The sequence below is a fragment of the Marinomonas rhodophyticola genome (assembly GCF_026113935.1).
GTDB classification, from domain to species: Bacteria; Pseudomonadota; Gammaproteobacteria; order Pseudomonadales; family Marinomonadaceae; genus Marinomonas; species Marinomonas rhodophyticola.
This window is the reverse complement of the sequence record NZ_JAPEUL010000004.1, coordinates 486,673-511,634: the sequence shown is the minus strand read 5'-3', so window position 1 is coordinate 511,634 and position 24,962 is coordinate 486,673. Positions and strand designations below refer to the sequence as shown.

Sequence of the window (24,962 nt, the reverse complement as noted above, 5' to 3'; positions counted from 1 at the left end):
TACCTTATCTGTGATACGGATGATTATTCATGAGCGTCCAAGCACGATAAATTTGCTCTGCCAAAATAATTCTCACCATAGGATGTGGCAATGTCAAACGCGATAAAGACCAAACTTGATCAGCGCGAGCTGTACATCTAGGGTCTAAGCCATCTGGCCCACCCACCAACAAACTCACATTGTGACCATCCATTCGCCACTGTTCGGTCTGGTCAGCCAGCTGATCGGTGGACCATTCCTTGCCAAGCACTTCCATTGCAATGACTTTATCACCTGAGGGGATAGCCTCTAACATGCTATCTCCTTCTTTACGAATGGCTTTCAATATATCCGTATTTTTCCCGCGAGGTGACATGGGTATTTCAACCAGCTCTAAAGCAAAATCCTTAGGTAAGCGCTTTGCATACTCATCGTAACCTTCAGTCACCCACTTTGGCATTTTGCTACCAACAGCAATCAAACGAACGCGCATTAAAAAAACCTTACATTATTTCTGGTTTAATATCCCATAACTTCTCGAGATCATAAAACGCTCGCGCTTCTTCTGTCATGACATGCACAACAACGTCATGTAAGTCGACCAATACCCAATCACTGCCCATACCACGACCTTCTGAACCAAGTGGCTGAAGACCTTGCGCTTTCAAATGTTCAAATACATTTTGACCCAAAGCATTAACATGACGCTTTGACGTGCCAGTACAAATCACCATGTAATCCATCATATCAGTATGATTTCCTACGTTTAGTACGGTGATTTTATCACCTTTCACATCTTCCAATGCTTCAACAGCAAAAGCCAAAATTTGATCTGCTGTTAAGTTAAGCTGACTCATATAATTACGTTACCCTATCGATATAATTGATGTTGTTCTATATATTTTTGGACTGGCTCCGGCAATAGGTAAGCAATCGACTCGTTTTTACGAGCAAGCGCCCTGATCATGCTAGAGGATATCCCCAAAGGAGTAAGAGTCTCGAACCAGACCCGCCCTGAGGGCGCGCATTGTAACTCATGCGACGATGCGGCACGATAGTTTTCGCAAAAACCACTCAATTCAGAGATTAAATCGGGCTCCCAACCAGGTCGAGAGACAACCAGCAAGTGAGCATACTGGATTATCTGCTGCCAATCATGCCACGTTGGAAGAGATAAAAAGCTATCCATTCCCAACACCATAATTAGCGATTCATCAGGACCGATTTCCTCACGCAGGTCTCGCAACGTATCGATACTATAACTTGGACCTTCCCTATCAATTTCACGAGAATCAACACTCAATCGATCGTCACCAGATACAGCAAGCCTTGTCATTTCAAGTCTTTGTTCAGGCAGAACACTTGGTCGGTCTTTATGAACGGGCTGAAAACAAGGTATTAGCTTCATAGTCGAATAATGATAACGATCTAAAATCTCAACCGCTGTTCTTAGATGGCCATTATGAACGGGATCAAATGTCCCACCCATAATAGCCAACCCAGAAGTCTTTACGTTATCGTTAACTCTAGTTGTCACGAGTATGACCATCGCCAAGGACAATGTACTTTTGACTGGTCAGCCCCAATAAGCCAACGGGGCCACGAGCGTGAATTTTGTCGGTCGATATGCCAATTTCAGCCCCAAACCCATATTCAAAACCATCAGCAAAAGATGTCGATGCATTCACCATAACGGATGATGAATCCACTTCGGTCAAAAACGCACGTGTTTTAGAATAATTCTGCGAAACAATTGCATCAGTATGATGAGAACCATACTGATTGATGTGACTGATCGCTTTATCCATATTGGCTAAAACCTTAATAGACAACTTAGGCGCTAAATATTCTGTATACCAATCTTCCTCTGTCGCTAACTCAACAGAAGAATCAATAGCACGAGTTTGCTCACACCCTACTAAAGACACGCCTTTCTCTTGCAAAGCGCCTATTAACTTGGGCAAAAATTTATCAGCAACAGCCGAATGCACTAGCAAGGACTCCATCGCATTACACACACCGTAACGACGTGTTTTTGCATTCATAGCAATAGCAAACGCCTTTTCCAAATCAGCCTCATCATCGACATACACATGACAGTTGCCATCTAGATGCTTTATAACGGGGACACGAGCATCCTTACTAATACGTTCTATTAAACTCTTGCCGCCTCGAGGAACGATCACATCAACAAACTCTGGCATAGAGATCAACATCCCAACAGCATCTCTGTCAGTCGTATTAAGAACTTGCACCGCATGCTCAGGCAATCCTGCCGCAACAACCCCCGAAGTAACGGCCTCCGCAATAGCTTGGTTGGAATAAAACGCCTCAGACCCTCCACGCAAAATAGTCGCATTACCCGATTTTAGGCATAAGCTCGCTGCATCAATCGTCACATTTGGGCGAGACTCGTAGATAATACCAATTACACCTAAAGGAACGCGCATTTGCCCACGTTGAATACCTGATGGTAAATACACCATATCAGATATTTCACCAATCGGGTCAGGCAAAGCAGCTACCTGTTTTAAACCTTCAATCATGCTATCGATACGCTTATTATCCAAAAGCAACCTATCAAGTAATGCCGAGTCCAAGCCCTTAGCACGGCCATTATCCATATCTTTAGCGTTCTCAGATATCAATCGAGGTCGAGCACTCTCCAAAGCGTCAGCCATAGCAAATAAAGCCATGTTTTTTTGCTTTGTGGATGCTTTAGCAAGCAGACGAGAAGCCGCCCTAGCTTGCTGACCAATTTGATTCATATAAGATTCTAAAGACATTTTTACTCTCTGATAAAAGTTAAAAAGAACAGAACAACGAATCGCTAAATTAAATCGCAGTTCGTTTCATGTAAGCAGTATACTATCACAATATTTTTATTCGTTTAGCGCAGATTTATATCAAAGGATCGCTCATTGTCATCCCATAATTCTTTTAACTTAACCACTATTGGCGTAATACATTCTTGCTACAAAGAAAAGTTCGGCATTCCACGCCAACCAGGGCTTGTCACAGAAGCTACAGCGCGCTTAGAGAACCATCCCACCCTACAATAGACTAGACGCTTTAGAAGGGCTTCGACGGTTTTTCACACATCTGGATACAATTCATTTTTCACGCTTGTATGACGGAAAACTGGAAAGCAAAAATACGACCTCCGCGCCTAGGTGGAAAAACGAAAATGGGCGTATTTGCTACGCGCGCAACCCATAGACCCAACCCTATTGGACTCTCTGTCGTCAAAATTGGACGAATCTACCAAGAAGACAAAAAAACCTTTATTGATCTGCATGGAGCGGATTTACTAGATGGCACTCCCGTTCTAGATATAAAACCCTATCTACCTTATGCAGATAGTATCACTGACGCAAAAGGTGGTTTTGCTCCGACACCAGCACAAACAATGAAAAAGCCCGTCTTATTTTCCGAACTCGCAAAAAGCCAATGCATGCAATACCAAAACTTGCATAACAAAGAAATAGCCACTTTAATAAAACAGATTATTGAACAAGACCCTAGGCCTTCTTATTTATCAGAACAACTTGACAGAGAGCACGGCATCAAACTTTGGAACATTAATGTGAAGTGGTGCGCAAGAATTGATCACTTTGAAATACTTCGAATTGAGCAAACATAAGAGAGTAAGAAATGAATAAGAAACAGTTCTTAAACACTTACAAAAAAATCGATGCTCTTGAGAAAAAAAGGCACAAGCGAGCGAAAAACCAACACTTTATCGCTCGGAGCACGATGAACGCCTTATAAAAGACTTTCATTATGCAAAGTTTCAAAAAAACCTTCACAATGCACAACAGAGCAAAGCCCTAAAAGCATTACTGGAAAAAGACAACTGGACCGAAGAAGACACCGAAAAGCTACTGAACTCGCTACGCTAGAAAAACATACACCGAGTCTATACCCATGGTTATCCACATGTTATGTGTATAGTTTTCTTGTCAATAAATTCGGAAAGAATCGACAAAAAAATCAAAAAAAAGCGGACCTAGGTCCGCTTTTTATCACAACTAAAAATCAAATCTTAGTTTTGGTTTTCTAGTTGTGCTTTGATCAAATCGCCAATGGTAGTAGGGCCATTTGATTCCGCTTGTTGCTTCTCAGAATGAGATTTCAACGCAGCTTTCTCTTCAGTCGCATCTTTCTGCTTGATAGATAGAGTGATAGTACGAGCTTTACGATCAACGTTAATGATCGCAGCTTCTACTTTATCACCTTCTTTCAATGCTGTAGTTGCATCTTCGATACGCTCACGGCTGATTTCAGACACTTTCAATGTCGCTTCTACGCCTTCAGCAAGAGCAACAACCGCACCTTTTGCGTCTACTGATGAAACAGTACCGTTTACAATAGTGCCCTTGTCATTTTCTGCAACGAAAGCAAGGAACGGATCTTCTTCAAGTTGCTTAACACCCAAAGAAATACGCTCACGCTCAGCATCGATAGACAATACAACTGTTTCTAGCATATCGCCTTTCTTGTATTGACGTACGGCTTCTTCACCCGTTTCATCCCAAGATAGGTCAGACAAGTGAACAAGACCATCAATACCGCCATCAAGACCAATGAACACACCGAAGTCAGTGATAGACTTGATTGCGCCAGAGATTTTGTCACCTTTGTTGAAAGAAGTTGCAAACTCTTCCCATGGGTTCATTGTACACTGCTTGATACCCAAAGAAATACGACGACGCTCTTCATCAATGTCAAGAACCATAACTTCAACTTCGTCACCGATCTGAACAACTTTAGATGGGTGAATGTTTTTGTTAGTCCAATCCATTTCAGAAACGTGTACTAGACCTTCTACGCCTTCTTCAAGCTCTGCGAAGCAGCTCGTAATCAGTCAAGTTAGTCACTTTCGCAGTAACTTTAGTGTTTTCTGGGTAACGGGCTTTGATAGCAACCCATGGATCTTCACCCAACTGTTTAAGACCTAGAGACACGCGGTTACGCTCGCGGTCGAACTTAAGAACTTTAACATCGATCTCATCACCAACAGCAATGATTTCGCTTGGGTGCTTAATGCGTTTCCAAGCCATATCAGTGATGTGTAGAAGACCATCAACACCACCAAGATCAACGAACGCACCGTAGTCAGTAAGGTTCTTAACGATACCTTTAACTTCTTGACCTTCTTCAAGAGAAGCAAGTAGCGTTTCGCGTTCAGCGCTGTTAGTCGCTTCCATAACGGCACGACGAGATACAACAACGTTGTTACGTTTTTGATCAAGCTTGATAAGTTTGAACTCTAGATCCACACCTTCCAAATGAGATGTGTCGCGAATTGGGCGAACATCTACCAAAGAACCAGGCAAGAAAGCACGGATATTAGCGATATCAACTGTGAAGCCACCTTTGACTTTACCATTGATAACACCGTGAACAATGGCGTTTTCTTCGTAAGCTTTTTCTAGAACAGACCAAGTTTCTGCACGTTTAGCTTTTTCGCGAGACAATTTAGTCTCACCGAAACCATCTTCAACAGCATCAAGCGCAACTTTAACTTCGTCACCGATTTTTAAGTTGAACTCACCACTTTCCGTTAGGAACTGAGAACGAGGAATTACGCCTTCAGATTTAAGACCTGCATGAACAGTTACCCACTCACTGTCAATATCAACAATGATACCAGTAACAATTGAGCCTGGCGCCATTTCGACGGTTAATAGGCTTTCTTCAAACAGTTCTGCGAAGCTTTGAGTCATTGTATTTCCTATATAGTCGGCCTATGCAAATAACTAGGCCATATCCACATTGCCAGCGAATGCGGGTCAGTTTTTTTGGATGATGCGATAAAAGCTTGCTGGCACTTTTATCGACTTGAATAACATTTAAACTATTATAGCACATTCTAATTACAAAAAAGTAGACGCAAAAAACAACAGATTACACAAGACCCGCCTTCACAGCTTCTGCAAAAACAATCTCAACAACCTGCTCTATCGTCAACGTCGTACTGTCTATTACCAAAGCGCCTGCCGCTGGCACAAGAGGGGCAATTGCCCTATTCGCATCCCGCTCATCTCGCTCTTTGATGGTCTTAACCAATTCATCCAGATTAACCGTTTCACCTTTTTGCTGCAATTGCTGCAACCGACGCTGTGCACGCTCTTCTGCGGAAGCGGTTAAGAAGATTTTAATCTGCGCGGAAGGGAACACCACCGTCCCCATATCTCGGCCATCCGCAACCAACCCTGGCGCTTGCGAAAAAGCACGCTGACGCAACAACAATCCCTCTCTAACTTCTGGAATAGCTGCCAATTTTGACGCACAATTTCCAACACCTTCGGTGCGAATAGCTTGAGTTACGACTTCGCCTTCAAGAATAATTTCAACCTTACCTTCTGCTGATTGTTGAAACTGTATATCTAAATGTTCAGCTAGCACCTTTAAAGTATCAACATCATCAGAAGACATACCATGATGAGATACAGCCAGTGCGAGCAGTCGATATAAAGCGCCACTGTCCAATATATGCCATCCCAGCTTTTCTGCGATTAACTGACTTACAGTGCCCTTACCTGCACCACTTGGACCATCAATCGTAATAACTGGGCCTTGGTTGATCATAACTATTCCTCTTAAAAAACTACTGCGTCACTGAACAATGAAAACCTAATTGCACAGTAACACTCTCCAACTCGTTAAATTCTTCTAATAATTTTTGACAATCATTAACTTTCGTTATGGATTGACTGCGCGCACCTAACGCCAACATAGCAAGCGCTAATTTATCATCACCAGCGCAATCCAACTCGCCACCTTGAGGCAATCCACCCTTGATTCGCAAATCACCATTTTCATAAACACAAGCGATTTTCATCTGTTTAAGTGCATCAATAAACGCTAACACTCTATCTTCATGATAATAAGGCAGAGAACCGACTCCCTGAATAAAACTTTCGCCTCTAGCGTATGCCGCTGCGACACACAACAAAGGTAGCTGATCTCTAAAGCGATAACTTTGCTCAGACGGCAAATGAAACGAACGAAGCTCTGCAAAACCGACTTGCACCTTACCCTCGAATAACCCAGAACCACTTTGCACAGGAATAGTCACATCGGCACCAATTGACTGCAAAAAAGCCAACAATGCAAAGGACACTGAATCTAAACCAGCATTCTCAATAGATAAATCCGAACCTGGCAAAAGACTTGACAACAATACGAGCCAAGCCAATTCGTACTCATCACCCGACAGCACTATATCTGCACCGACGAATGGAGCCGGAGCAACCTTAAACCCTTCGACCTGGTCAAATATTTTCACACCAAAATGTCGCAACAACACTTCACAATGAGACAAGTCTTTAGACAATGTTGTCACAACACCCTCAACAGGCGAATACAAGGCGGCCAAAAAAGCAGACATACGCAGTCTCTCAGAACCCGCCTTTAAATTAACCGACACATCCAAAGACTTACCTGGCAACAGATTAACAGGCAAACAATCCGCCATTTCAGATATGACACTCCCACCCATTTGGCGCACCAAAGAAAATAAATCCGCCATTGACTGATTTAGCAGCTTGCCTTCAGCAATCACAGAAACAGGGAACGACTGTCCAGCCAAAACTGGCAACAATAAATACAAACTTTCTCTGGATTGATGGACATTAATAGGGGCAATCGGTGCTTTTAACCCTCTAACACCCACACCATGAACACGCAAATGATCAACCGAGGCCTCTTCTATGACAACCCCCATATCTCGAAAAGCTTGCATGGTAATGCGCACATCACCCGTTAAATCAATATTCTTTATTTCACTCACACCTTCTGACAGCGCGGCTATGGTAATCGCTTTATGTGACAAAGATTTGTCACCCAACAAAGACACCTCACCTTTAATCGCAGAAGCTGGTAAAACGGAGACAGACACAGGACGAACTTCTTTGGTAGAACCAATTGTACGTTGCTCTAACAAGCGAAGAAAATGATCTCGCGCAGATTTTGCTCGAGTAAACACACCAAACATACTAGCGCCATCACCCTTCTCTATAGCAGCTCGCATGTCAGCCAACCGATCAGTAAAGTGATCTAGAGTCGCTAGCGTTGCATCTTTGTTGGCTAAAAAAACATCTCGCCACATAACCGGATCACTGGAAGCGATGCGAGTAAAGTCACGAAAGCCGCCCGCCGCAAACCTGAAGATATCCTGACTACGCTCCCCATTGGCCAGCGCATCGACCAAAGTATAGGCCAGCAAGTGAGGCAAATGACTTGAAGAGGCGAGCACATGATCATGATGATTAACATCCATGCTCACCACATCCGCACCAACCGCACGCCAAAGACGGTGCAAGCGATCCAATAACACAGGATTGCTATCCGCCAAGGGAGTCACTATCGCCATGTGTTTTTCGAAAAGCTGTGAATTAGAGGCCAACACCCCACTTTTCTCTGCGCCAGCAATAGGATGACCAGGAATAAAATTAGCCGGAACATGCCCAAAGACACGACGCACAGCCTCAACCACACTACCTTTTGTCGACCCCACATCCGTCACTAGCGTCTGCTCAGACAAAAAAGGCTTAAGATCGGCCAAAACAGACTCCATTGCTCTAACAGGCGTTGCCAGAACAATAACATCCATTTTTGAGACAAACTCAGCAGACAACTCGGCAGGATAATCAATCACTCCTGTCGACACACCCAAAGCCAGTTCGCCGTCACGACGATCCACCGCATACAGGGTCGCTAAACCGCGCTCTTTCAACGCCTTAGCGAACGAACCACCGATCATACCAAGACCGATGATCATGACATTGCCAAACTTCTTTTTTCCTGAGACGCCATATCAACGGACGCCTGAAAATCACTTTCACCAATCAAAGCATAACACTCTTAAATAATTGCTAAAGCACAGCCACAGGATAGGAACCCAACACTTTCACTTCCGAAGCTCGTTCACGTAAATCATCAATCACAGCGCGACAGTCGTCGTCCAAATAATGACCAACGAAGTCAATATAAAAAATATAACCCCATCGACTCATTAAAGAAGGACGAGTCTCCAAACGTGTCATGTCAACACCGTGACGCTCGAAGGCTTCAAGTAATCGATACAAAGCACCCGGCTCATTTTTAGCACTAATGAGCAATGACGTTTTATCCTTACCGCTGGGCGGTACATCCTGATTACCAACAATCAAAAAGCGCGTCGTATTATCAGGGCGATCTTCAATATTAGAGGATACTTTTGATAAGCCATATAATTCACAAGCCACTTCACCTGCAATCGCTGCAATCGCTCGACCACTTCGCCCCGCATCAGCCGCAAGACGAGCCGCTTCAGCATTCGAACTCACCGCAACACGCTCAACGTGTGGCCAATAACGATCTAACCAAGCACGACATTGCGCCAAAGACTGCTGATGGGAATAAATGTGCGTAACATCATCCGCGTTAATATTTGGAACTCACCAAAAGATGGTGATGAATGCGCTCTTCTACTTCGCCACAAATTTTTAAACGTGAATCGCGAAAACTATCTAAGGTATGGTTCACCACACCCTCTGTCGAATTCTCAACCGGCACGACACCATAATTAGCCGCACCAGACTCAACTTCACGAAACACTTCATCAATGGCTGCCATAGGCGCACTGATAATAGACTTACCAAAGTGCTTTAATGCGGCCTGCTGTGTAAACGTACCCTCAGGCCCCAAAAAAGCAATGCGCATTGGCTTCTCAAGCGCAAGGCAAGAAGACATCACCTGACGAAAGATCTTCGCCATTTCCTCATTCCCCAAAGGCCCCTCGTTACGCTCCATCACTCTACGTAACACTTGCGCTTCGCGCTCTGGACGATAAAAGACGACCGCGTCTCCGCCCTGCTCAGCCAATTTTACTTCCGCTACTTTTTGAGCGCATCTAGCACGCTCATTTATCAGCATTTGTATTTGCGAATCAATAGAATCGATACGATCACGCAATAAAGGCAGCGTATCGGGTACTGTTTGCTTAGAGTTTGACATGCTATTTGTTATCCGTGGTTCTTATTGCTTATTAGGTATCTATTATCCGTGACGCTTCTCAAAGGCACGCATAAAGTCAATCAAAGCTTCAATCCCTTCCATCGGCATAGCGTTATAGATACTCGCGCGCATGCCGCCAACTGAACGATGCCCAGCCAATGTGCGCAAGCCTGCGGCTTCAGACTCTTGCAAGAAAAGAGACTCTAAAGACTCATCCGCCAGAATGAACGGCACATTCATACGCGATCTGTAAGCAGGGTCAACAGGGTTTGAATAAAAATCACTTGAATCAATAAAGTCATACAAAGCTTGCGCCTTGCGAATATTAATGGCTTCGATCGCCTCAACACCACCCTGAGCTTCCAGCCACTCAAACACCAAATCCGCCAAATAAATCGCAAAGGTTGGCGGCGTATTGATCATAGAATCATTTGCCGCCAAATTGGCAAAGTTCCATATTGACGGCAACTCATCACTGCTGCGCGCCAACAGATCCTTACGAATGATACAGATAACCACACCCGCTGGACCGACATTTTTTTGCGCACCAGCGTAAATAAGACCATATTTACTGACATCGATTTTTCGAGACAAAATAGTAGAAGACAGATCAGCAACGATAGGAAGATTAGTCTCTGGCAAATCAGAAAACTCTAAGCCACCAATGGTTTCATTAGGACAAAGATGTAAATACGCAGCACTTTCATCCAATGATAAAGTTGAAAAGTCAGGAACCGTAAGATAGTTCTGCTCCTTTGATGAACCCACAACATTAACCTTAGTGTATCTTTTTGCCTCTTTAATGGCTTTTGAAGACCATGCACCTGTATCTAAAAAGCAAGCAGAATCAAATCCGTTTACTAGGTTTGCAGGAATTTGAGCAAATAAAGTAGACGCACCACCTTGAACAAACAAGATTTCATAGTCGTCACTGATATTCATTAAACGCGACAAGCGCGCTTTAGCCGATGCCAAAATAGACATAAACTCAGCACTACGGTGACTCATTTCCATTACAGAAACACCCGCACCATGCCAATCTAACATTTCAGCCTGTGCTTTTTTCAAAACCGCTTCGGGAAGCGCTGCTGGACCAGAACAAAAATTATATACTCGGCTCATCCTGCTTATTACCTCTAGTATTTTCAGGACCTATCTACAACAAAAGCGACGCACCTAGGTGCGTCGCTTTATTTTCTATTCCGTATCGGAATCTAGATTATCGGGTGACTCTTCGCCATCATTTGTCGATTGATCGATGACAACTTCGTCCGCCTCATCTATCTCAACATCACCTTCATCGTGTTCAACGACACGCTCAATACCAACCAGATGCTCATCATTAGTCAAACGAATCAAGGTCACACCTTGAGTATTTCGTCCCTGACAAGACACTTCGGTCACGCGAGTACGAACCAAGGTTCCTTGGTCAGTAATCAAGATAATCTCATCCGTTTCATCAACCTGAGCAGCACCAATTACCGGGCCGTTACGCTCTGACACCTGAATACCGATAACACCTTGACCGCCACGACCATACACAGGGAAGTCTTCTACCAAAGTACGTTTGCCATAACCATTTTCACAGGCCATCAATACCGCTGAACCCTCTTGAGGGACGATAAGCGATACCACCTTAGCACCCTCACCCAAACGAATACCACGAACGCCTGCTGCAGTACGCCCCATGGCGCGAACATCAGATTCTTTGAAGCGAATTGTTTTACCAGAAGAAGAAACCAACATAATATCGTTTTCACCATTGGTCACAGACACGCCAACCAACTCATCGGTTTCATCCAAGCTAAGCGCAATCAATCCCGTGGAGCGAGGACGAGCAAAGTGCTGCATCGCTGTCTTTTTAACCGTTCCGTTTGCCGTCGCCATAAAGATATAGCTACTTGCCTCAACAATAGCATCATCAGCAACGTCATCATCCGACTCCGAATCAGCTTCAACCGCTTCAACAACCGGCAAAGGCAATAGCGCAGAGATAGATTCGCCTTCTCTCAACGGTAACAGGTTAACAATGGGGCGACCTTTCGCACTACGGCTAGCGACCGGAATTTCAAACACACGTAACCAGTAAACCTTACCAAAATTACTAAATAGCATGATGGTGTCATGACTACTGGTAACCAATAGATGCTCGATGTGGTCTTCATCTTTCATGCTAGCAGAAGACTTACCACGACCACCACGACGCTGCGCTTGATACTCAACTAATGGCTGAGATTTCGCATAACCAGTATTCGAAATTGTCACCACCATAGGGGCTTCATCAATCAAATCTGCGATCGTCAAATCCTGACGAGACGTTAAGATCTCAGTACGTCGCGCATCACCGAACGTGTCTCTAACTTCTTCTAATTCTTCGCGGATGACTTCCATCAGACGATCAGGGTTAGACAAAATGTTCAGCAACTCACCAATAGTCTCAATAAGCGCCTTATACTCACCAAGCAACTTGTCATGCTCTAGACCAGTCAAACGATGTAAACGTAAATCCAAAATCGCTTGCGCTTGGTCTGGTGATAAATGATAAGCACCATCAACAAAGCCATAAGCAGCATCCAAATCATCTGGACGACATGCATCAGCACCAGCACGCTCAAGCATGGCCATGACATTGCCTGGCTGCCAAGACTCATTCACCAACTTATCTTTGGCCTCAGCCGAAGTTGGCGAGGTACGAATTAGTTCAATAACACGATCAATGTTCGCTAGGGAAACCGCCAAGCCTTCAAGGATATGACCTCGTTCGCGCGCTTTACGAAGCTCATAAATAGTACGACGAGTAACAACTTCGCGACGGTGCTTAACGAAACATTCAAGAATTTGTTTAAGATTTAACAGTTGAGGACGGCCATCAACTAAGGCAACCATGTTCATGCCGAACACAGACTGTAACTGAGTTTGCGAGAAAATATTATTAACAACAACGTCTGGGTTTTCACCACGGCGCAACTCTATTACGATGCGCATACCGTCTTTGTCGGATTCATCACGAAGCTCACTAATACCTTCCAGTTTTTTCTCTTTAACTAGCTCAGCGATTTTTTCAATCACCTTCGCTTTGTTCAACTGATAAGGAATCTCAGTGAAAACGATGGATTGGCGATTGCCTTTTTCCATGTCTTCGAAATGGTGACGAGCACGCATATAAATACGACCGCGACCAGTTTTGTAAGCTTCAATAATACCAGCACGACCATTAATAAACGCCCCTGTTGGGAAGTCTGGCCCTGGTATATGATCAATAAGTTCATCAATAGTAATGTCAGCGTTATCAATCACCGCCAAACAACCATCAATAATCTCACCAAGATTATGAGGTGGAATATTAGTCGCCATACCTACTGCAATACCAGCCGAACCGTTCACTAACAGTCCAGGCACACGTGCAGGCAATACTTCTGGCATAAATTCAGTGCCATCATAGTTAGGCACAAAGTCGACGGTTTCTTTCTCTAAATCCATCAGAAGATGATGAGAAATTTTCGCCATACGGATTTCTGTGTAACGCATTGCCGCGGCACTGTCACCATCAACAGAACCGAAGTTGCCTTGACCATCGACCAAGGTATAACGCATTGAGAAAGGCTGCGCCATACGAACAATCGTATCGTATACAGCAGAATCACCATGTGGGTGATATTTACCGATTACATCACCGACGATACGCGCCGATTTTTTGTACGGTTTATTCCAATCATTTTTAAGTTCATTCATCGCAAATAGAACGCGACGGTGAACAGGCTTTAACCCGTCTCGTACATCAGGTAATGCTCGACCGACAATAACGCTCATTGCGTAATCTAGGTAAGATCCCTTAAGTTCATTTTCGATACTGACGGGAATAATTTCTTTGGCTAATTCACCCATAGATACAATCGATCCTTATGCCTTGGAGTCAAGAAGACTCCCTAATATCTTTTTATAAGCGCCGTATTGTAACATAAGGAAATAAATAACACCCCTTTGAGGAGCATGTTTTGTAGCTCAATCTAACAATTATGCTCTCCCCAATCTCAATTCAACGCCTCCCATTTCACCCAAGCGCGCTAAGTGGTTATACTATTAGGACAAAAGAAGTTTACTATTGGTCACCTGCAGGGTTGGCGCTATACTGTCAAAATAAACTTTATCCATATACAACATCACTTTACTCCAACCTCAGCAACACTGAAAAACGGAAGCCAAACAAATGACAAACCCTCAGCAAAACAATGTAGATCTAGATGAAGTTGCCAAGTTTGAAGCGCTCGCGAGCCGTTGGTGGGATACAGAAAATGAATTCAAGCCACTGCACGACATTAACCCTTTGCGCACCAACTATATAAATGAACGCTCAGAAGGCTTACAAGGTAAAAAAGTTATCGACATAGGCTGTGGCGGCGGCATTTTATCTGAAGCAATGGCAAAGCTAGGTGCCGATGTCAAAGGCATCGATATGGGCGAAGCTCCTCTAGCCGTTGCCAAACTGCATCTGACAGAATCCAAGCTCAATATTGATTACGAGAAAATCACCGCAGAAGAAATCGCACAACGCGAAGCTGGCCAATACGATGTCGTTACCTGCCTTGAAATGCTAGAGCACGTACCAGACCCCGCCTCTGTAATAAATGCCTGCATGGCGTTAGTAAAACCAGGTGGTCACGTATTTTTCTCTACCATAAACAGAAACCCCAAAGCTTACTTATTCGCTATCATCGGGGCTGAATACATACTCAAAATGCTACCTAAAGGCACCCACGATTATGCCAAATTCATCCAACCGGCCGAACTCAATAATTACGCAAGACAAGCGGGAGACGAAGTCACCCACATGACAGGCATGACTTACAACCCGTTGAGCAAAGTGTACAAATTGAATGACAAAGACGTGTCAGTCAATTACCTAATGCATACTCAAAAAATCAAAGTCTGATAAAGACGCAAGGAGGAGATATGTTTGATTATCAAGCCCCGAGCCAACTACTCAAAGACAAAGCAATCCTTGTTACAGGCGCAGGTGACGGCATAGGAAGAGCCGCCGCCATTACTTATGCAAAACACGGTGCAACTGTTATTCTGTTAGGGCGCACCACCAAGAAACTTGAAGCAGTTTACGACTATATAGAAAAGCAGCAATATCCCCAGGCAGCCATTGTCCCACTAAACTTGGATGGTGCCGCAGGACACGACTACATAGAGCTTGCCAATACCATTGAAAGTGAGTTTGGCCACCTTGACGGCATTCTTCATAACGCCAGCCTACTTGGTGAGCGCACCAATCTAGCAAACTACGACCCAGTACTGTTTGAACAGGTGATGCGCGTTAATGTCACCAGTCAATTACTGCTAAACCAAGCCCTACTCCCTCTTTTACAGAAAGCAGATAACGCATCTATTATTTTTACCTCCTCAGGCGTAGGGAGAAAAGCCAAAGCCAACTGGGGCGCCTATGCCATCTCTAAATTCGCCACAGAAGCAATGATGCAACTGCTCTCTAGTGAGCTACAAAGCCTCTCACCAAATGTCCGGGCAAATGCCATAAACCCTGGAGCCACAAGGACGAATATGAGGGCAAACGCCTACCCTGACGAGGATCCAACAACCCTGCCTGCTGCAGAAGATATTATGCCACTTTATCTTTATTTAATGGGTGATGACAGCCTGAATGTAAACGGCCAATCTTTAGACGCTCAATAAAGTTGGCCCATTTTTAGCAATGGACAAAAACTTGTCCATTGCATCTCATCACAGGCTTAAGTAATCTGAAGCCATGATAAACACTATTAGAAAAATCATCCCCTATTGGTTTGCACTCACTATCGCACTTGCCTGTTTTTCGATTCAAGCAGGCAATTCTATCTCCACAGAAACCCACCTTCAGCCAAATATAAGCAACGCCATAATGACAAGCATCACACCAGCACGTTCGACACAGACGAGCAACGAAATAAACAGAGCAAAAGACGATGATCTCTCCACTTCTCCAACAGGCATGAACATGCTAGAGATCCCCAACAAAAGCCTAACAGACAAAAATGACTATCGCCTTATAACACTGCCTAATCACCTCAAAGTACTACTGGTCAGCGACCCTCAAGCAGAGCGCTTCTCAGCCTCGTTAGCCGTCAATGTTGGCAGCTTTCAAGACCCAGACAATCAACAAGGTTTAGCACACTTTTTAGAACACATGCTGTTTCTTGGCACCGAAAAATACCCAGAACCGGGCGACTACCAATCCTACATAAACCATCATGGCGGCTCAAATAACGCCTACACCAGTACAGATACAACAAATTTTTATTTCGACATTAAACCTTCGGCATACGAAGGCGCTCTAGATAGGTTTGCACAATTTTTTACGACCCCCTTATTTAGCGAGTCCTTAACTCAAAGAGAAAAAAACGCTGTTGATTCAGAGTATAAAGCAAAACTGAAAGACGAAAGTCGCCGCAACAACCAAGCTTTTAAAACACTACTCAATCCCAAACACCCGTACAGCCGATTTACCGTTGGCAACCTTGAAACATTAAAAGACAGACCTGAAGCCTCCCTAAGAAAACAGCTCTTAACACTCTATAACGAACACTATTTCAGTGAGAATATGGCACTTGTACTCGTTACCAATCTATCCCACCAAGACATGGCCACTCTCGCCAAACAATACTTTTCTGACATACCCAGCAAACAGACACCAACAAAACAACATTACCCAACATTAATGAAAACAAACCAACCACAGCTACAATTTGTTCAATCCCTAATAGACAGCAATACACTATCCTTCCAATACCAAATTGACGCCCAAGAAAATCATTACAAAACCCGACCCACTCGCTACTTATCGTATATTTTAGGCAACGAAAATGAGGGCTCTCTGTATGCCTCACTCAAAGCAGATGGACTGATCAACAGCCTCTCTGCAGGCGTTAGTCCAGACTATGGAAACAATGCTTTTTTCACCGTCACGGCACACTTAACAAACAGCGGATTAACAAATATAGATACTGTTGCGAAGCGCATTTTCGCCACAATAGGCCTATTACAATCAACACCAATCAACCCCATGTATCAATTAGAGGGGGTGCAACTTAGCCAACTTATGTACAACAATCAAAACTACACCGCTCCACAAAACCTTGCTCGCACGCTGTCAGCAAAACTACTTAAAATTCCAGCTATTGACATACTAAGCAGCTTTCGCATTGAAAAGACCGCCGACAATAAACAGGTTCGCCAACTACTAAAACAACTCGATACAAAACATCTATTAGTGCAGGTTGCTACCAACAAAGCCTTCCCCAAACATTGGGCAAAGCAAAAACCAACATGGCAGACTGAACCTTGGTACCAAAGCACCTATAGCAACAATGAGTTCAGCTCTGCATTTTTGGACTTCATCAACCTATCCGTAAAAAATACCCATGTCACTCTTCCAGAAAAAAATCGCTTTATTCCAGAACACCTAGACCTAATCACCGAAAAAGACACCACACCAAACATTGTCTTTCATCAACAAGGCTTCACTTTCTGGCACAAGTCCGACCCAAGCTTTGGCAAACCCACAGCAATGAATTTTATTGCAATACGATTTAACCATGCCGCCGACTCCCCCAAAACGCCCTACTGAATCAACTATGGAGCCGACTCTATAACGACAGCATAAGCGAATTAACCTATTCACCCTATATCGCTGGATTAGGCTATCAATTTTACCCGCATGCAAACGGCATGACCTTACGCACAAGCGGCTACTCAGATAAGCAAAACACCTATACCACTTGGCTAATAGACCAAGTTTTTTTATTTCGCCCAAGCGCCGAACGCTTTGCTCAAATAAAAACCCAATTAGCTAAAGACTTTGCCAATCAAAAAAGTAGACAGGCCTACAGTAATGCCTATAGCACCTTTAGCACTCTTATTACAAAAGACAGCTTCACAATAGAACAACTAGAAAACGCCCTGCCCCACCTGTCATTTGAAGACTTACAACAGTATATAAAAGAGGCCCGCGCAAGCTTTGATCTAGTTGGCTATAGCACAGGCAACGTCACCAAGGAGCAAACTCAGGCCCTCGCCCACTCCTTGCATCAGCGCTTTGTTGGACGATTGGTCCCCAAAAAACCAATCGAGATACAAACCAAACCCATCCCAGCAAATCAAAAAATGCACTATCCATTTACATCAACTAGCAGCGACAATGTAGTGCTGTATACCTTGATTGACACAAGCCCAGAAACGTCAACATCAAACAAGGCCATCACTGAAAAAGCTTACTTCGCCATGCTAAGAAAGCTCGTCAACAGCCGATTCTACCAAGAACTTAGAACCCAAAAACAACTAGGCTACATCGTTGGAGCACAAGACCTAAGCATTCGAAACACCCCAATTCTAGGGCTGCTGGTGCAATCACCAAACCAAGACATGGCAACCATCATCAGTACTATTGAAGATTTTTTAAAGGAAGAGGAAAAACGACTTCTCGCCTTAACTAAGGAAGAATTTGACACCACAAAAATTGCACTGCTAGACGAGCCTCAATATGACCGCCAAAAATCTAAGCGACAACGCCTTAGAGGAATGGCATCAGATAGCCAAACCCACTCCTGATTTTCACACCAAGAAAGAATGGATAGACAGTGTAGAAGCCATAGACAAAACAGACTTCATAGATTTTCTAGAGAACAAACTGCGGTCAGAGAGTATTAGCAACATCATCATTCACAACAAAGCCTTTCCAGCAGCATTAACGTCGCAAGGCTGGATAGAAACCTCTCCGGATAAATTAACCGCCAATTAACTGCTCAAGCCTCTCTTTATCCGTAGCGGGTGCACTTTTTGCCCCATTAGGCTGATCTGCCCCGCCAGACTGGACTGCCTCGCTAGATTGGCCAGAAGAAACACCTTTCCCGATAGGAGAGAAATCACCAACATTGGGAGCAGAGCCATCTACAGGCTCTTTTTTAGGTTCAACTTGGTCACCAAAAATCCCAATTTCAGGCATCATCCGAAGACGTTTCTCTTGAATCTCTTCGGGAATATTACCTGTAAACAAAACCGTAAAAGGCGCCTCTTCGGTTCGCTTATTTACTTCATCGTAAATAGCTTGCTCGCGATCAGCGATCGCGTTTTCTTCCAAATAAGACAATCCCTGACCATCCGCCGTTATGACAATATTTGGCCCCAAACCATCTCTTACCTTTTCTGCCGGAATAACGGCCACTTCGTCTTTCGAGTCTCACGACAACTTGATGTTGAGTGCGGATTATCTGATTACCATAAATAATATCCACTGGTTGACGCTCAATTGTCTGAGCATTCGCAAACATAGAAACAGCACAGAACAACACCATTGAATATCTCATATACACTCCAAAGCCTAATCCCCTTCACTATAGGAGATAACAAGCCATAAAAAAAGGAGCTGAAAGCTCCTTTTAGTCTTTACTATCTAAAACTCACAACACTTAAAGTGTCACAACATCAAAGTCAACTTCTGGATTGACATCAGCATCATAATCAACGCCATCCAAACCAAAACCAAACAACTTCAAAAACTCATCTTTATAAAGTTGGTAATCGGTTTCGGCAAAGAGATTAGCGTCATTTACCTGCGGCCAAAGATCACGACACGCTTGCTGAACATCTTCACGCAATTCCCAATCATCCAGACGAAGACGGTTTTTATCATCGGTCAATTCTGCTGGATTATGATTGTTGTACAAACGTTCTGCAAACATACGATAAATCTGATCCATACAGCCTTCATGAAGGCCTTTTTCACGCATCACCTTGAACACCATTGCCAAGTACAAAGGCATAACAGGAATAGCGGAAGATGCTTGCGTCACCACAGACTTCAATACTGCCACATTCGCGCCACCACCAATCTTAGCCAATTGAACATCGATAGCCGCAGAAGCGCGATCTAAATCTTCTTTTGCTTTGCCAAGCGCACCATGCCAGTAAATTGGCCAAGTAATATCAGAACCAATGTAAGAATAAGCTACTGTACGATCCCCTTGCGCTAACACGCCCGCCTCTTGCAAAGCCGACATCCAAAGCTCCCAATCTTGCCCACCCATTACCGTCGTTGTTGCAGCAACCTCTTCTTCAGTAGCTGGCTCAATTTCCGCTTCGATGATCACATCTTTATTGGTATCAATGGCCGTAGAACGGTATGGCTGCCCAATCGGCTTAAGAACAGAGCGCACTACTTCCCCTGTATCTGGCATTTTGCGAACCGGAGAAGCCAAAGAGTAAACCACCATATCCACTTGACCAAGATCTTGTTTAATCAAGTCAATCACGGTATCACGTGCTTCATTTGAGAAAGCATCACCATTAATACTTTTCGCGTACAAACCCTCTTCTTTCGCCACTTTATCGAATGCTGCAGAGTTGTACCAACCCGCTGTCCCCCGGCTTTTTATCTGTGCCTGGTTTTTCAAAGAAAACACCAATGGTTGCCGCACCAGAACCAAATGCCGCAGCGATACGAGAAGATAAGCCATAACCACTTGATGCACCGATTACGAGTACTTTTTTAGGACCATTTACAATCGCCCCTTTGCTTTTAGTAAAAGCAATTTGATCTCTTACATTTTGCTCACAACCTACTGGGTGTGTTGTTGTACAAATAAATCCGCGAATCTTTGGTTTTATGATCATAATATCTTCTCAACGTCATGTTTTGCTTACATCTTGCCCGACTATCCCGTCAAATGAGGTAGGCAAGACAAATCTGTGCGTCATGATACAATAGCCAGACGAATATGTCCTGATTCTCGTTAAAATACAGAACCAAATGCTCACAGAGGCCAAGAAAAATCACCGTGCACCTACTTATCATCGGCTACGTCTGGCCTGAACCCAACTCTTCTGCCGCGGGCAGTAGAATGCTGCAACTGCTACAGTGCTTTTATAAACAGCAATGGCAAATATCCTTTGCGAGTACCTGCTCAACAAACCGAGCACATGACAGATCTTTCCAAATTAGGCATAAAAGCCGAACGTATTGAACTTAACAGTGCCTCATTTGACACCTACATTGCAGACAAAAAAGCAGACATTGTAATATTTGATCGCTTTATGATGGAGGAGCAATTTGGCTGGCGAGTAGAAAAGTTCAGTCCAGATTCACTACGCGTACTGAATACGGAAGACCTTCACTCATTACGACAAGCTAGGCATGATGCGATTAGACAAAATAGGCCATTTGCGCCTGAAGACCTTTTTAGTGAGCATGGCATTCGTGAAATAGCCGCTATCCACCGTTGCGACTTGACCTTGATGATTTCCGAAGTCGAAACAAAACTATTAGTGGATAAGTTTCACGTACCAGAAACTCACGTATTTCATCTGCCATTTATGCTGCCGAAACCACAAGACATCGATTCTTTACCCTGCTTCGAAGAGCGCCAACACTTTATTAGCATCGGCAACTTTCGACATGCACCCAATTGGGATGCCGTTTTGCAGTTAAAAACGGAAATTTGGCCAAAGATTCGCAAACGTCTGCCAAAAGCAGAAATGCATATTTACGGTGCTTACCCTCCACCAAAAGCCACGCAATTACACAACACAAAAGAAGGCTTTTTAGTAAAAGGTTGGGCTGAAGATGCTCAAGCTGTGATGCAACAAGCGCGACTTTGCCTAGCACCATTACGCTTTGGCGCGGGAATCAAAGGCAAATTAGTGGAAGCCATGCAAGTCGGCACACCGAGCATCACCACCAGCATTGGCGCAGAGTCGATGCACGGGGAATTACCATGGAATGGCGTCATCACCGATGACATGGAAACCTTTGTCGACGCCGCTGTCTCTCTCTATCAAGACAAAGAAAGCTGGCTATTAATGCAACACAATGGCATTAGAATCCTAAAAAACCGCTATCAAGCAGATGAATGGGAACCGAAATTCATCAATAGACTGAAGCTGCAATATCAGCTAAAGGAAAGCTTGAGAAAGAAACACTTTTTGGGATTAATGCTGCGACACCACAGCCTTAAAAGCACACAATACATGTCGCAATGGATTGAGCTGAAAAACAAAAATCAAGAAGACCAACACTAGCAACTCGAAGCAGCTAGTCAGAAACCAAGCTGCTTTTGGCCTCTCGCTCACGAACCTTCTTCATCACCGCCTGCTGCGAAGCTTTATTCATACTTCCCCACTGGCTGATTTCTTTACCTGTTCGATAACAGCCAACACAGATATCTTCATCATTAAGAAGACACACATTGACACAAGGAGATTTTAACTGAGGCTTAGGCTTGGTCATTTTTACCAACATACAAAAAGATAAAAGGCCTTGGAGAAATACTTCACCAAGGCCTTTGATGCTAATATTCAGCGTTATGATAAACGCGCTGAACATCGTCCAAGTCGTTCAAAAGATCCAAGAAGCGATCAAACTGCTCAACTTCTTCACCTTGAATTTCTGTTGTATTTTGCGCGACAAACTGAATTTCATCGACCTCAAATTCGATATCGCCAAACGCATCGGTTAACGCCGTTTTTGCTTTACTATAATCAGTATGTGGCGCAAATACCGTTACTTTGCCATCTTCTAGCTCAATATCCGTCACATCCACATCGGCCAACATCAAAGCTTCTAATACCGCTTCTTCATCAGTGCCAGCAAAAACAAAGATAGCGCTGTGATCAAACATATGACTCACACTGCCTTGGCTACCGATTTTGCATTTTACTTTGTTAAAACAGGTACGCACGTCACCAAAAGTACGGTTTGGGTTATCAGACAAACAATCCACAATCACCATGGTGTTGCCAGGACCAAAACCTTCATAGCGAGCCGTGTCGAAATCCTCTCCACCGCCACCTTTCGCCTTATCAATCGCTTTATCGATAACGTGAGTAGGCACCTGATCTTTTTTCGCACGCTCGATCAGTGAACGCAACGCCAAATTACCATTAGGATCAATACCACCGGACTTTGCACATACATAAATTTCACGGCCGTATTTGCTGTAAACCTTGGCTTTTTGGTCAGACGTTTTTGCCATGGACTCTTTGCGGTTTTGAAAGGCTCTGCCCATTACATATTCCTATTCTATACAATCTTAAAAATAAGATTCTAACGTGTCGCCGAAAAAGAAGGAACTGCTAGCCAAGCATAAATACAATAAAAAGCCAGCCTTACCACAACAAAAATGCTATGGAACAAAAAACCTAGCCAATATAGACACTCAACCGGCAGCGTCAACACGCACACGAGCGACTGATAGCTAAATAAGCCGTCGAATCACTTTCGCAAGAACAGCAATCGCTTGATGGATTTGCGCTGGTGAAACACGAGCAAAGCTCAATCTTAGAAACGAATCATCAAGTGGACTCTTGCAGGGAAAAAAAGGCGTTCCAGGAAGAACCAAAACTTTATCTTTCAACGCTTCTGTTAGCACTAATTGCGATGAAACACCTTTGGGCAATTTCACCCAAAAGAACATGCCGCCAGCCGGAAGTGAAAATTCAACGAGATCCCCAAGCTGCACACTCAAAGCCTCCGCCATTACATCTCGCTTTTCTTTATAGGCTTGTTGGAGCTTGATAACGTGATCTGGATATTGTCCAGACTTAAAGAACTGCGTAATCATACTCTGACTAAGACGGTTGGTATGAAGATCAACCGCTTGCTTTACTTTAACCAAGTAAGGAGAAAAAACCTCACAAGAAACGATATAGCCAGTACGCAATCCTGGCCACAAAACCTTCGAGAAACTCCCCATATACAGCCAGGGTGCTTGTTTTATCAAAGTTGAAATAGGCGTAAGGTCGACATTGTCATAACAAAGATCACGATACGGATCATCTTCGATCAACAATATGTTTTTCTCGTCAAGCAAAGCAGCTATCTCGCGTCGACGCTCCAAGCTATAACAATGCCCTGCTGGATTCTGAAAATTGGGAATCAAATAAACCGCTTTCGGATGGTGCTTTTCAATCGCATCGCGCAAAGCTGAAACAGACATTCCTTCTGCATCCGATAGGACATCTTGAACCTTCGCTCCTTGCAATTTAAACACCTGACAAGCAGCGAGATACGTCGGCTGCTCGGTTAAAATGGTCGAGTTTACGTCCAAAATCAAACGACTAACGATATCTAAACCTTGCTGAGAGCCATTGGTTACCAGCACATTATTTGCTGATGTTTGGATGCCTCGATCTGCAACAATAGATACAATACATTCTCGTAGATCTTTTTCACCTTCGCTTGGGCCATATTGTCGGCTGTCTGTTAATTGCTTCAAGTCTGGGTAAACTGGCATCAGATTTTCATCAGGCAAACCACCCGCCAAAGATAGAATATCTGGCTGTTGACTATAATGCAGCAGCTCACGAACCAAAGAGGCTTCCATGCTTCGTGAATGAGAAGTCAATAAATGAGAGATATCCATACCAAGCGCCTCGACAAATTAAGAGTTGAGAAAATAGAGTCAGACATTTTAAGAAAAGAGAAAAGATACAATTCTCGAATGATTGAAGGATACAGAAGAAAGTCTGTTCTTCACTGATCGAGATGCTCCGCCTCGGCCTGTAATAAATATTCGAACTGCTGATCTTTTTGCTGCCAAAGATCATTAACCCAGCGCTGAAAATAGGTTCGATAAGCGCCATCATTTTGATAATCACCAAGCAAGGCGCTCTCAATCGGCATAACTCTAACGTGCACTCTTATTAAGGACACCTTGCCACAAAGATAATCAAAAAAACTCGGAATACCGTTGGGGTAAACAATGGTCACATCAATCAATTGATGCAACTTCCCATCCATAGCATTTAAGGCAAAGGACAAACCTCCTGCTTTAGGCATAAGAAGATGCTTATACTGACTAGATTGCTGGTCATGTTTTTCTGTTGTGAAGCGCGTCCCTTCTAAAAAATTCATAATCGACACAGGAAAATACTGGAATTTGTCACAAGCTCTTTTTGTTACCTCAATGTCTTTTCCCTTTAGTTCTGGC

The 24,962-nt window shown here is 43.8% G+C and carries 19 protein-coding genes and 4 pseudogenes; 7 read left to right on the top strand and 16 right to left on the bottom strand.

Annotation, left to right across the window (positions count from 1 at the left end; genetic code table 11):
• Nucleotides 1–4: 4 nt before the first annotated feature.
• From rlmH to ONZ52_RS03140, 4 genes are read right to left on the bottom strand one after another with little or no spacing between them, the layout of a single operon-like run.
• Nucleotides 5–472 (bottom strand): 23S rRNA (pseudouridine(1915)-N(3))-methyltransferase RlmH, encoded by a 468-nt coding sequence (gene rlmH / locus ONZ52_RS03155; RefSeq protein ID WP_265217232.1) that lies wholly within the window; start codon nt 470–472, stop codon nt 5–7.
• 10 nt (nt 473–482) lie between these two features.
• Nucleotides 483–836, bottom strand: coding sequence for a ribosome silencing factor (gene rsfS / locus ONZ52_RS03150; RefSeq protein ID WP_265217231.1), 354 nt, complete (start codon nt 834–836; stop codon nt 483–485).
• A 14-nt stretch (nt 837–850) separates the two neighbouring features.
• A complete protein-coding gene (gene nadD, locus ONZ52_RS03145; RefSeq protein WP_265217230.1) occupies nt 851–1,516 on the bottom strand; it encodes a nicotinate-nucleotide adenylyltransferase in 666 nt (221 codons plus the stop codon).
• The gene (locus tag ONZ52_RS03140) at nt 1,506–2,765 is read right to left on the bottom strand and encodes a glutamate-5-semialdehyde dehydrogenase (protein WP_265217228.1); all 1,260 of its coding nucleotides are present in this window, start codon (nt 2,763–2,765) and stop codon (nt 1,506–1,508) included. Before ONZ52_RS03140 ends, nadD begins: the two co-directional genes overlap by 11 nt.
• Nucleotides 2,766–3,109: 344 nt before the next feature.
• On the opposite strand from ONZ52_RS03140, the gene tsaA reads away from it, so the two are divergent.
• A complete protein-coding gene (gene tsaA / locus ONZ52_RS03135) occupies nt 3,110–3,622 on the top strand; it encodes a tRNA (N6-threonylcarbamoyladenosine(37)-N6)-methyltransferase TrmO (RefSeq protein WP_265217227.1) in 513 nt (170 codons plus the stop codon).
• 402 nt (nt 3,623–4,024) lie between these two features.
• Here the strand turns inward: tsaA and rpsA are convergent.
• From rpsA to gyrA, 6 genes and pseudogenes are all read right to left on the bottom strand, one after another.
• Nucleotides 4,025–5,708 (bottom strand): annotated as a pseudogene (gene rpsA / locus ONZ52_RS03130) (30S ribosomal protein S1).
• A gap of 181 nt (nt 5,709–5,889) precedes the next feature.
• A complete protein-coding gene (cmk, locus tag ONZ52_RS03125; RefSeq protein WP_265217226.1) occupies nt 5,890–6,573 on the bottom strand; it encodes a (d)CMP kinase in 684 nt (227 codons plus the stop codon).
• 19 nt (nt 6,574–6,592) lie between these two features.
• Nucleotides 6,593–8,767: a bifunctional prephenate dehydrogenase/3-phosphoshikimate 1-carboxyvinyltransferase gene (locus ONZ52_RS03120; RefSeq protein ID WP_265217225.1), complete on the bottom strand. Its 2,175-nt coding sequence runs from the start codon at nt 8,765–8,767 to the stop codon at nt 6,593–6,595.
• Nucleotides 8,768–8,861: 94 nt separating this feature from the next.
• Nucleotides 8,862–9,984, bottom strand: a pseudogene (pheA, locus tag ONZ52_RS03115) (prephenate dehydratase).
• Between the two features lie 42 nt (nt 9,985–10,026).
• Nucleotides 10,027–11,106: a 3-phosphoserine/phosphohydroxythreonine transaminase gene (serC, locus tag ONZ52_RS03110; RefSeq protein WP_265217224.1), complete on the bottom strand. Its 1,080-nt coding sequence runs from the start codon at nt 11,104–11,106 to the stop codon at nt 10,027–10,029.
• 75 nt (nt 11,107–11,181) lie between these two features.
• Nucleotides 11,182–13,869 (bottom strand): DNA gyrase subunit A, encoded by a 2,688-nt coding sequence (gene gyrA, locus ONZ52_RS03105; RefSeq protein ID WP_265217223.1) that lies wholly within the window; start codon nt 13,867–13,869, stop codon nt 11,182–11,184.
• Nucleotides 13,870–14,191: 322 nt separating this feature from the next.
• Between gyrA and ubiG the strand changes: the two genes are divergently transcribed.
• From ubiG to ONZ52_RS03080, 5 genes and pseudogenes are all read left to right on the top strand, one after another.
• Nucleotides 14,192–14,914: a bifunctional 2-polyprenyl-6-hydroxyphenol methylase/3-demethylubiquinol 3-O-methyltransferase UbiG gene (ubiG, locus tag ONZ52_RS03100; RefSeq protein WP_265217222.1), complete on the top strand. Its 723-nt coding sequence runs from the start codon at nt 14,192–14,194 to the stop codon at nt 14,912–14,914.
• A gap of 20 nt (nt 14,915–14,934) precedes the next feature.
• Entirely contained in the window at nt 14,935–15,678 is a 744-nt protein-coding gene (locus tag ONZ52_RS03095) for a YciK family oxidoreductase (RefSeq protein ID WP_265217221.1), read from the top strand.
• Nucleotides 15,679–15,751: 73 nt separating this feature from the next.
• A pseudogene (locus ONZ52_RS03090) lies at nt 15,752–17,877 on the top strand (insulinase family protein); the annotation flags it as partial.
• Nucleotides 17,878–17,898: 21 nt separating this feature from the next.
• Nucleotides 17,899–18,588 carry an insulinase family protein gene (locus ONZ52_RS03085; RefSeq protein WP_428981160.1) on the top strand — a complete coding sequence of 230 codons (690 nt, stop codon included), beginning with the start codon at nt 17,899–17,901 and terminating at the stop codon, nt 18,586–18,588.
• Complete coding sequence (locus tag ONZ52_RS03080) at nt 18,521–18,778, top strand: hypothetical protein (protein WP_265217219.1); 258 nt, start codon at nt 18,521–18,523, stop codon at nt 18,776–18,778. The genes ONZ52_RS03085 and ONZ52_RS03080 overlap by 68 nt, the downstream gene beginning before the upstream one ends.
• On the opposite strand, the gene ONZ52_RS03075 is transcribed toward ONZ52_RS03080, so the two are convergent.
• Nucleotides 18,764–19,165 carry a hypothetical protein gene (locus tag ONZ52_RS03075; RefSeq protein ID WP_265217218.1) on the bottom strand — a complete coding sequence of 134 codons (402 nt, stop codon included), beginning with the start codon at nt 19,163–19,165 and terminating at the stop codon, nt 18,764–18,766. The two genes, ONZ52_RS03080 and ONZ52_RS03075, sit on opposite strands and share 15 nt — an antisense overlap.
• Nucleotides 19,166–19,445: 280 nt before the next feature.
• Nucleotides 19,446–20,649 (bottom strand): annotated as a pseudogene (gene fabV, locus ONZ52_RS03070) (enoyl-ACP reductase FabV).
• 276 nt (nt 20,650–20,925) lie between these two features.
• Between fabV and ONZ52_RS03065 the strand changes: the two are divergent.
• Nucleotides 20,926–22,053, top strand: coding sequence for a glycosyltransferase family 4 protein (locus ONZ52_RS03065; RefSeq protein ID WP_321160242.1), 1,128 nt, complete (start codon nt 20,926–20,928; stop codon nt 22,051–22,053).
• A gap of 13 nt (nt 22,054–22,066) precedes the next feature.
• Here the strand turns inward: ONZ52_RS03065 and ONZ52_RS03060 are convergent, their stop codons facing one another.
• The 4 genes from ONZ52_RS03060 to ONZ52_RS24545 all read right to left on the bottom strand — a co-directional run bounded on the left by ONZ52_RS03060 (nt 22,067) and on the right by ONZ52_RS24545 (nt 24,940).
• Nucleotides 22,067–22,273, bottom strand: a complete 207-nt coding sequence (locus ONZ52_RS03060) for a DUF1289 domain-containing protein (protein WP_265217217.1) — start codon at nt 22,271–22,273, stop codon at nt 22,067–22,069.
• 49 nt (nt 22,274–22,322) lie between these two features.
• Nucleotides 22,323–23,039: a YebC/PmpR family DNA-binding transcriptional regulator gene (locus ONZ52_RS03055; protein ID WP_265217216.1), complete on the bottom strand. Its 717-nt coding sequence runs from the start codon at nt 23,037–23,039 to the stop codon at nt 22,323–22,325.
• Nucleotides 23,040–23,228: 189 nt separating this feature from the next.
• The gene (locus ONZ52_RS03050) at nt 23,229–24,395 is read right to left on the bottom strand and encodes an aminotransferase-like domain-containing protein (protein WP_265217215.1); all 1,167 of its coding nucleotides are present in this window, start codon (nt 24,393–24,395) and stop codon (nt 23,229–23,231) included.
• Nucleotides 24,396–24,505: 110 nt separating this feature from the next.
• Nucleotides 24,506–24,940 (bottom strand): acetyltransferase, encoded by a 435-nt coding sequence (locus ONZ52_RS24545; RefSeq protein ID WP_321160265.1) that lies wholly within the window; start codon nt 24,938–24,940, stop codon nt 24,506–24,508.
• Between the last annotated feature and the right edge of the window lie 22 nt (nt 24,941–24,962).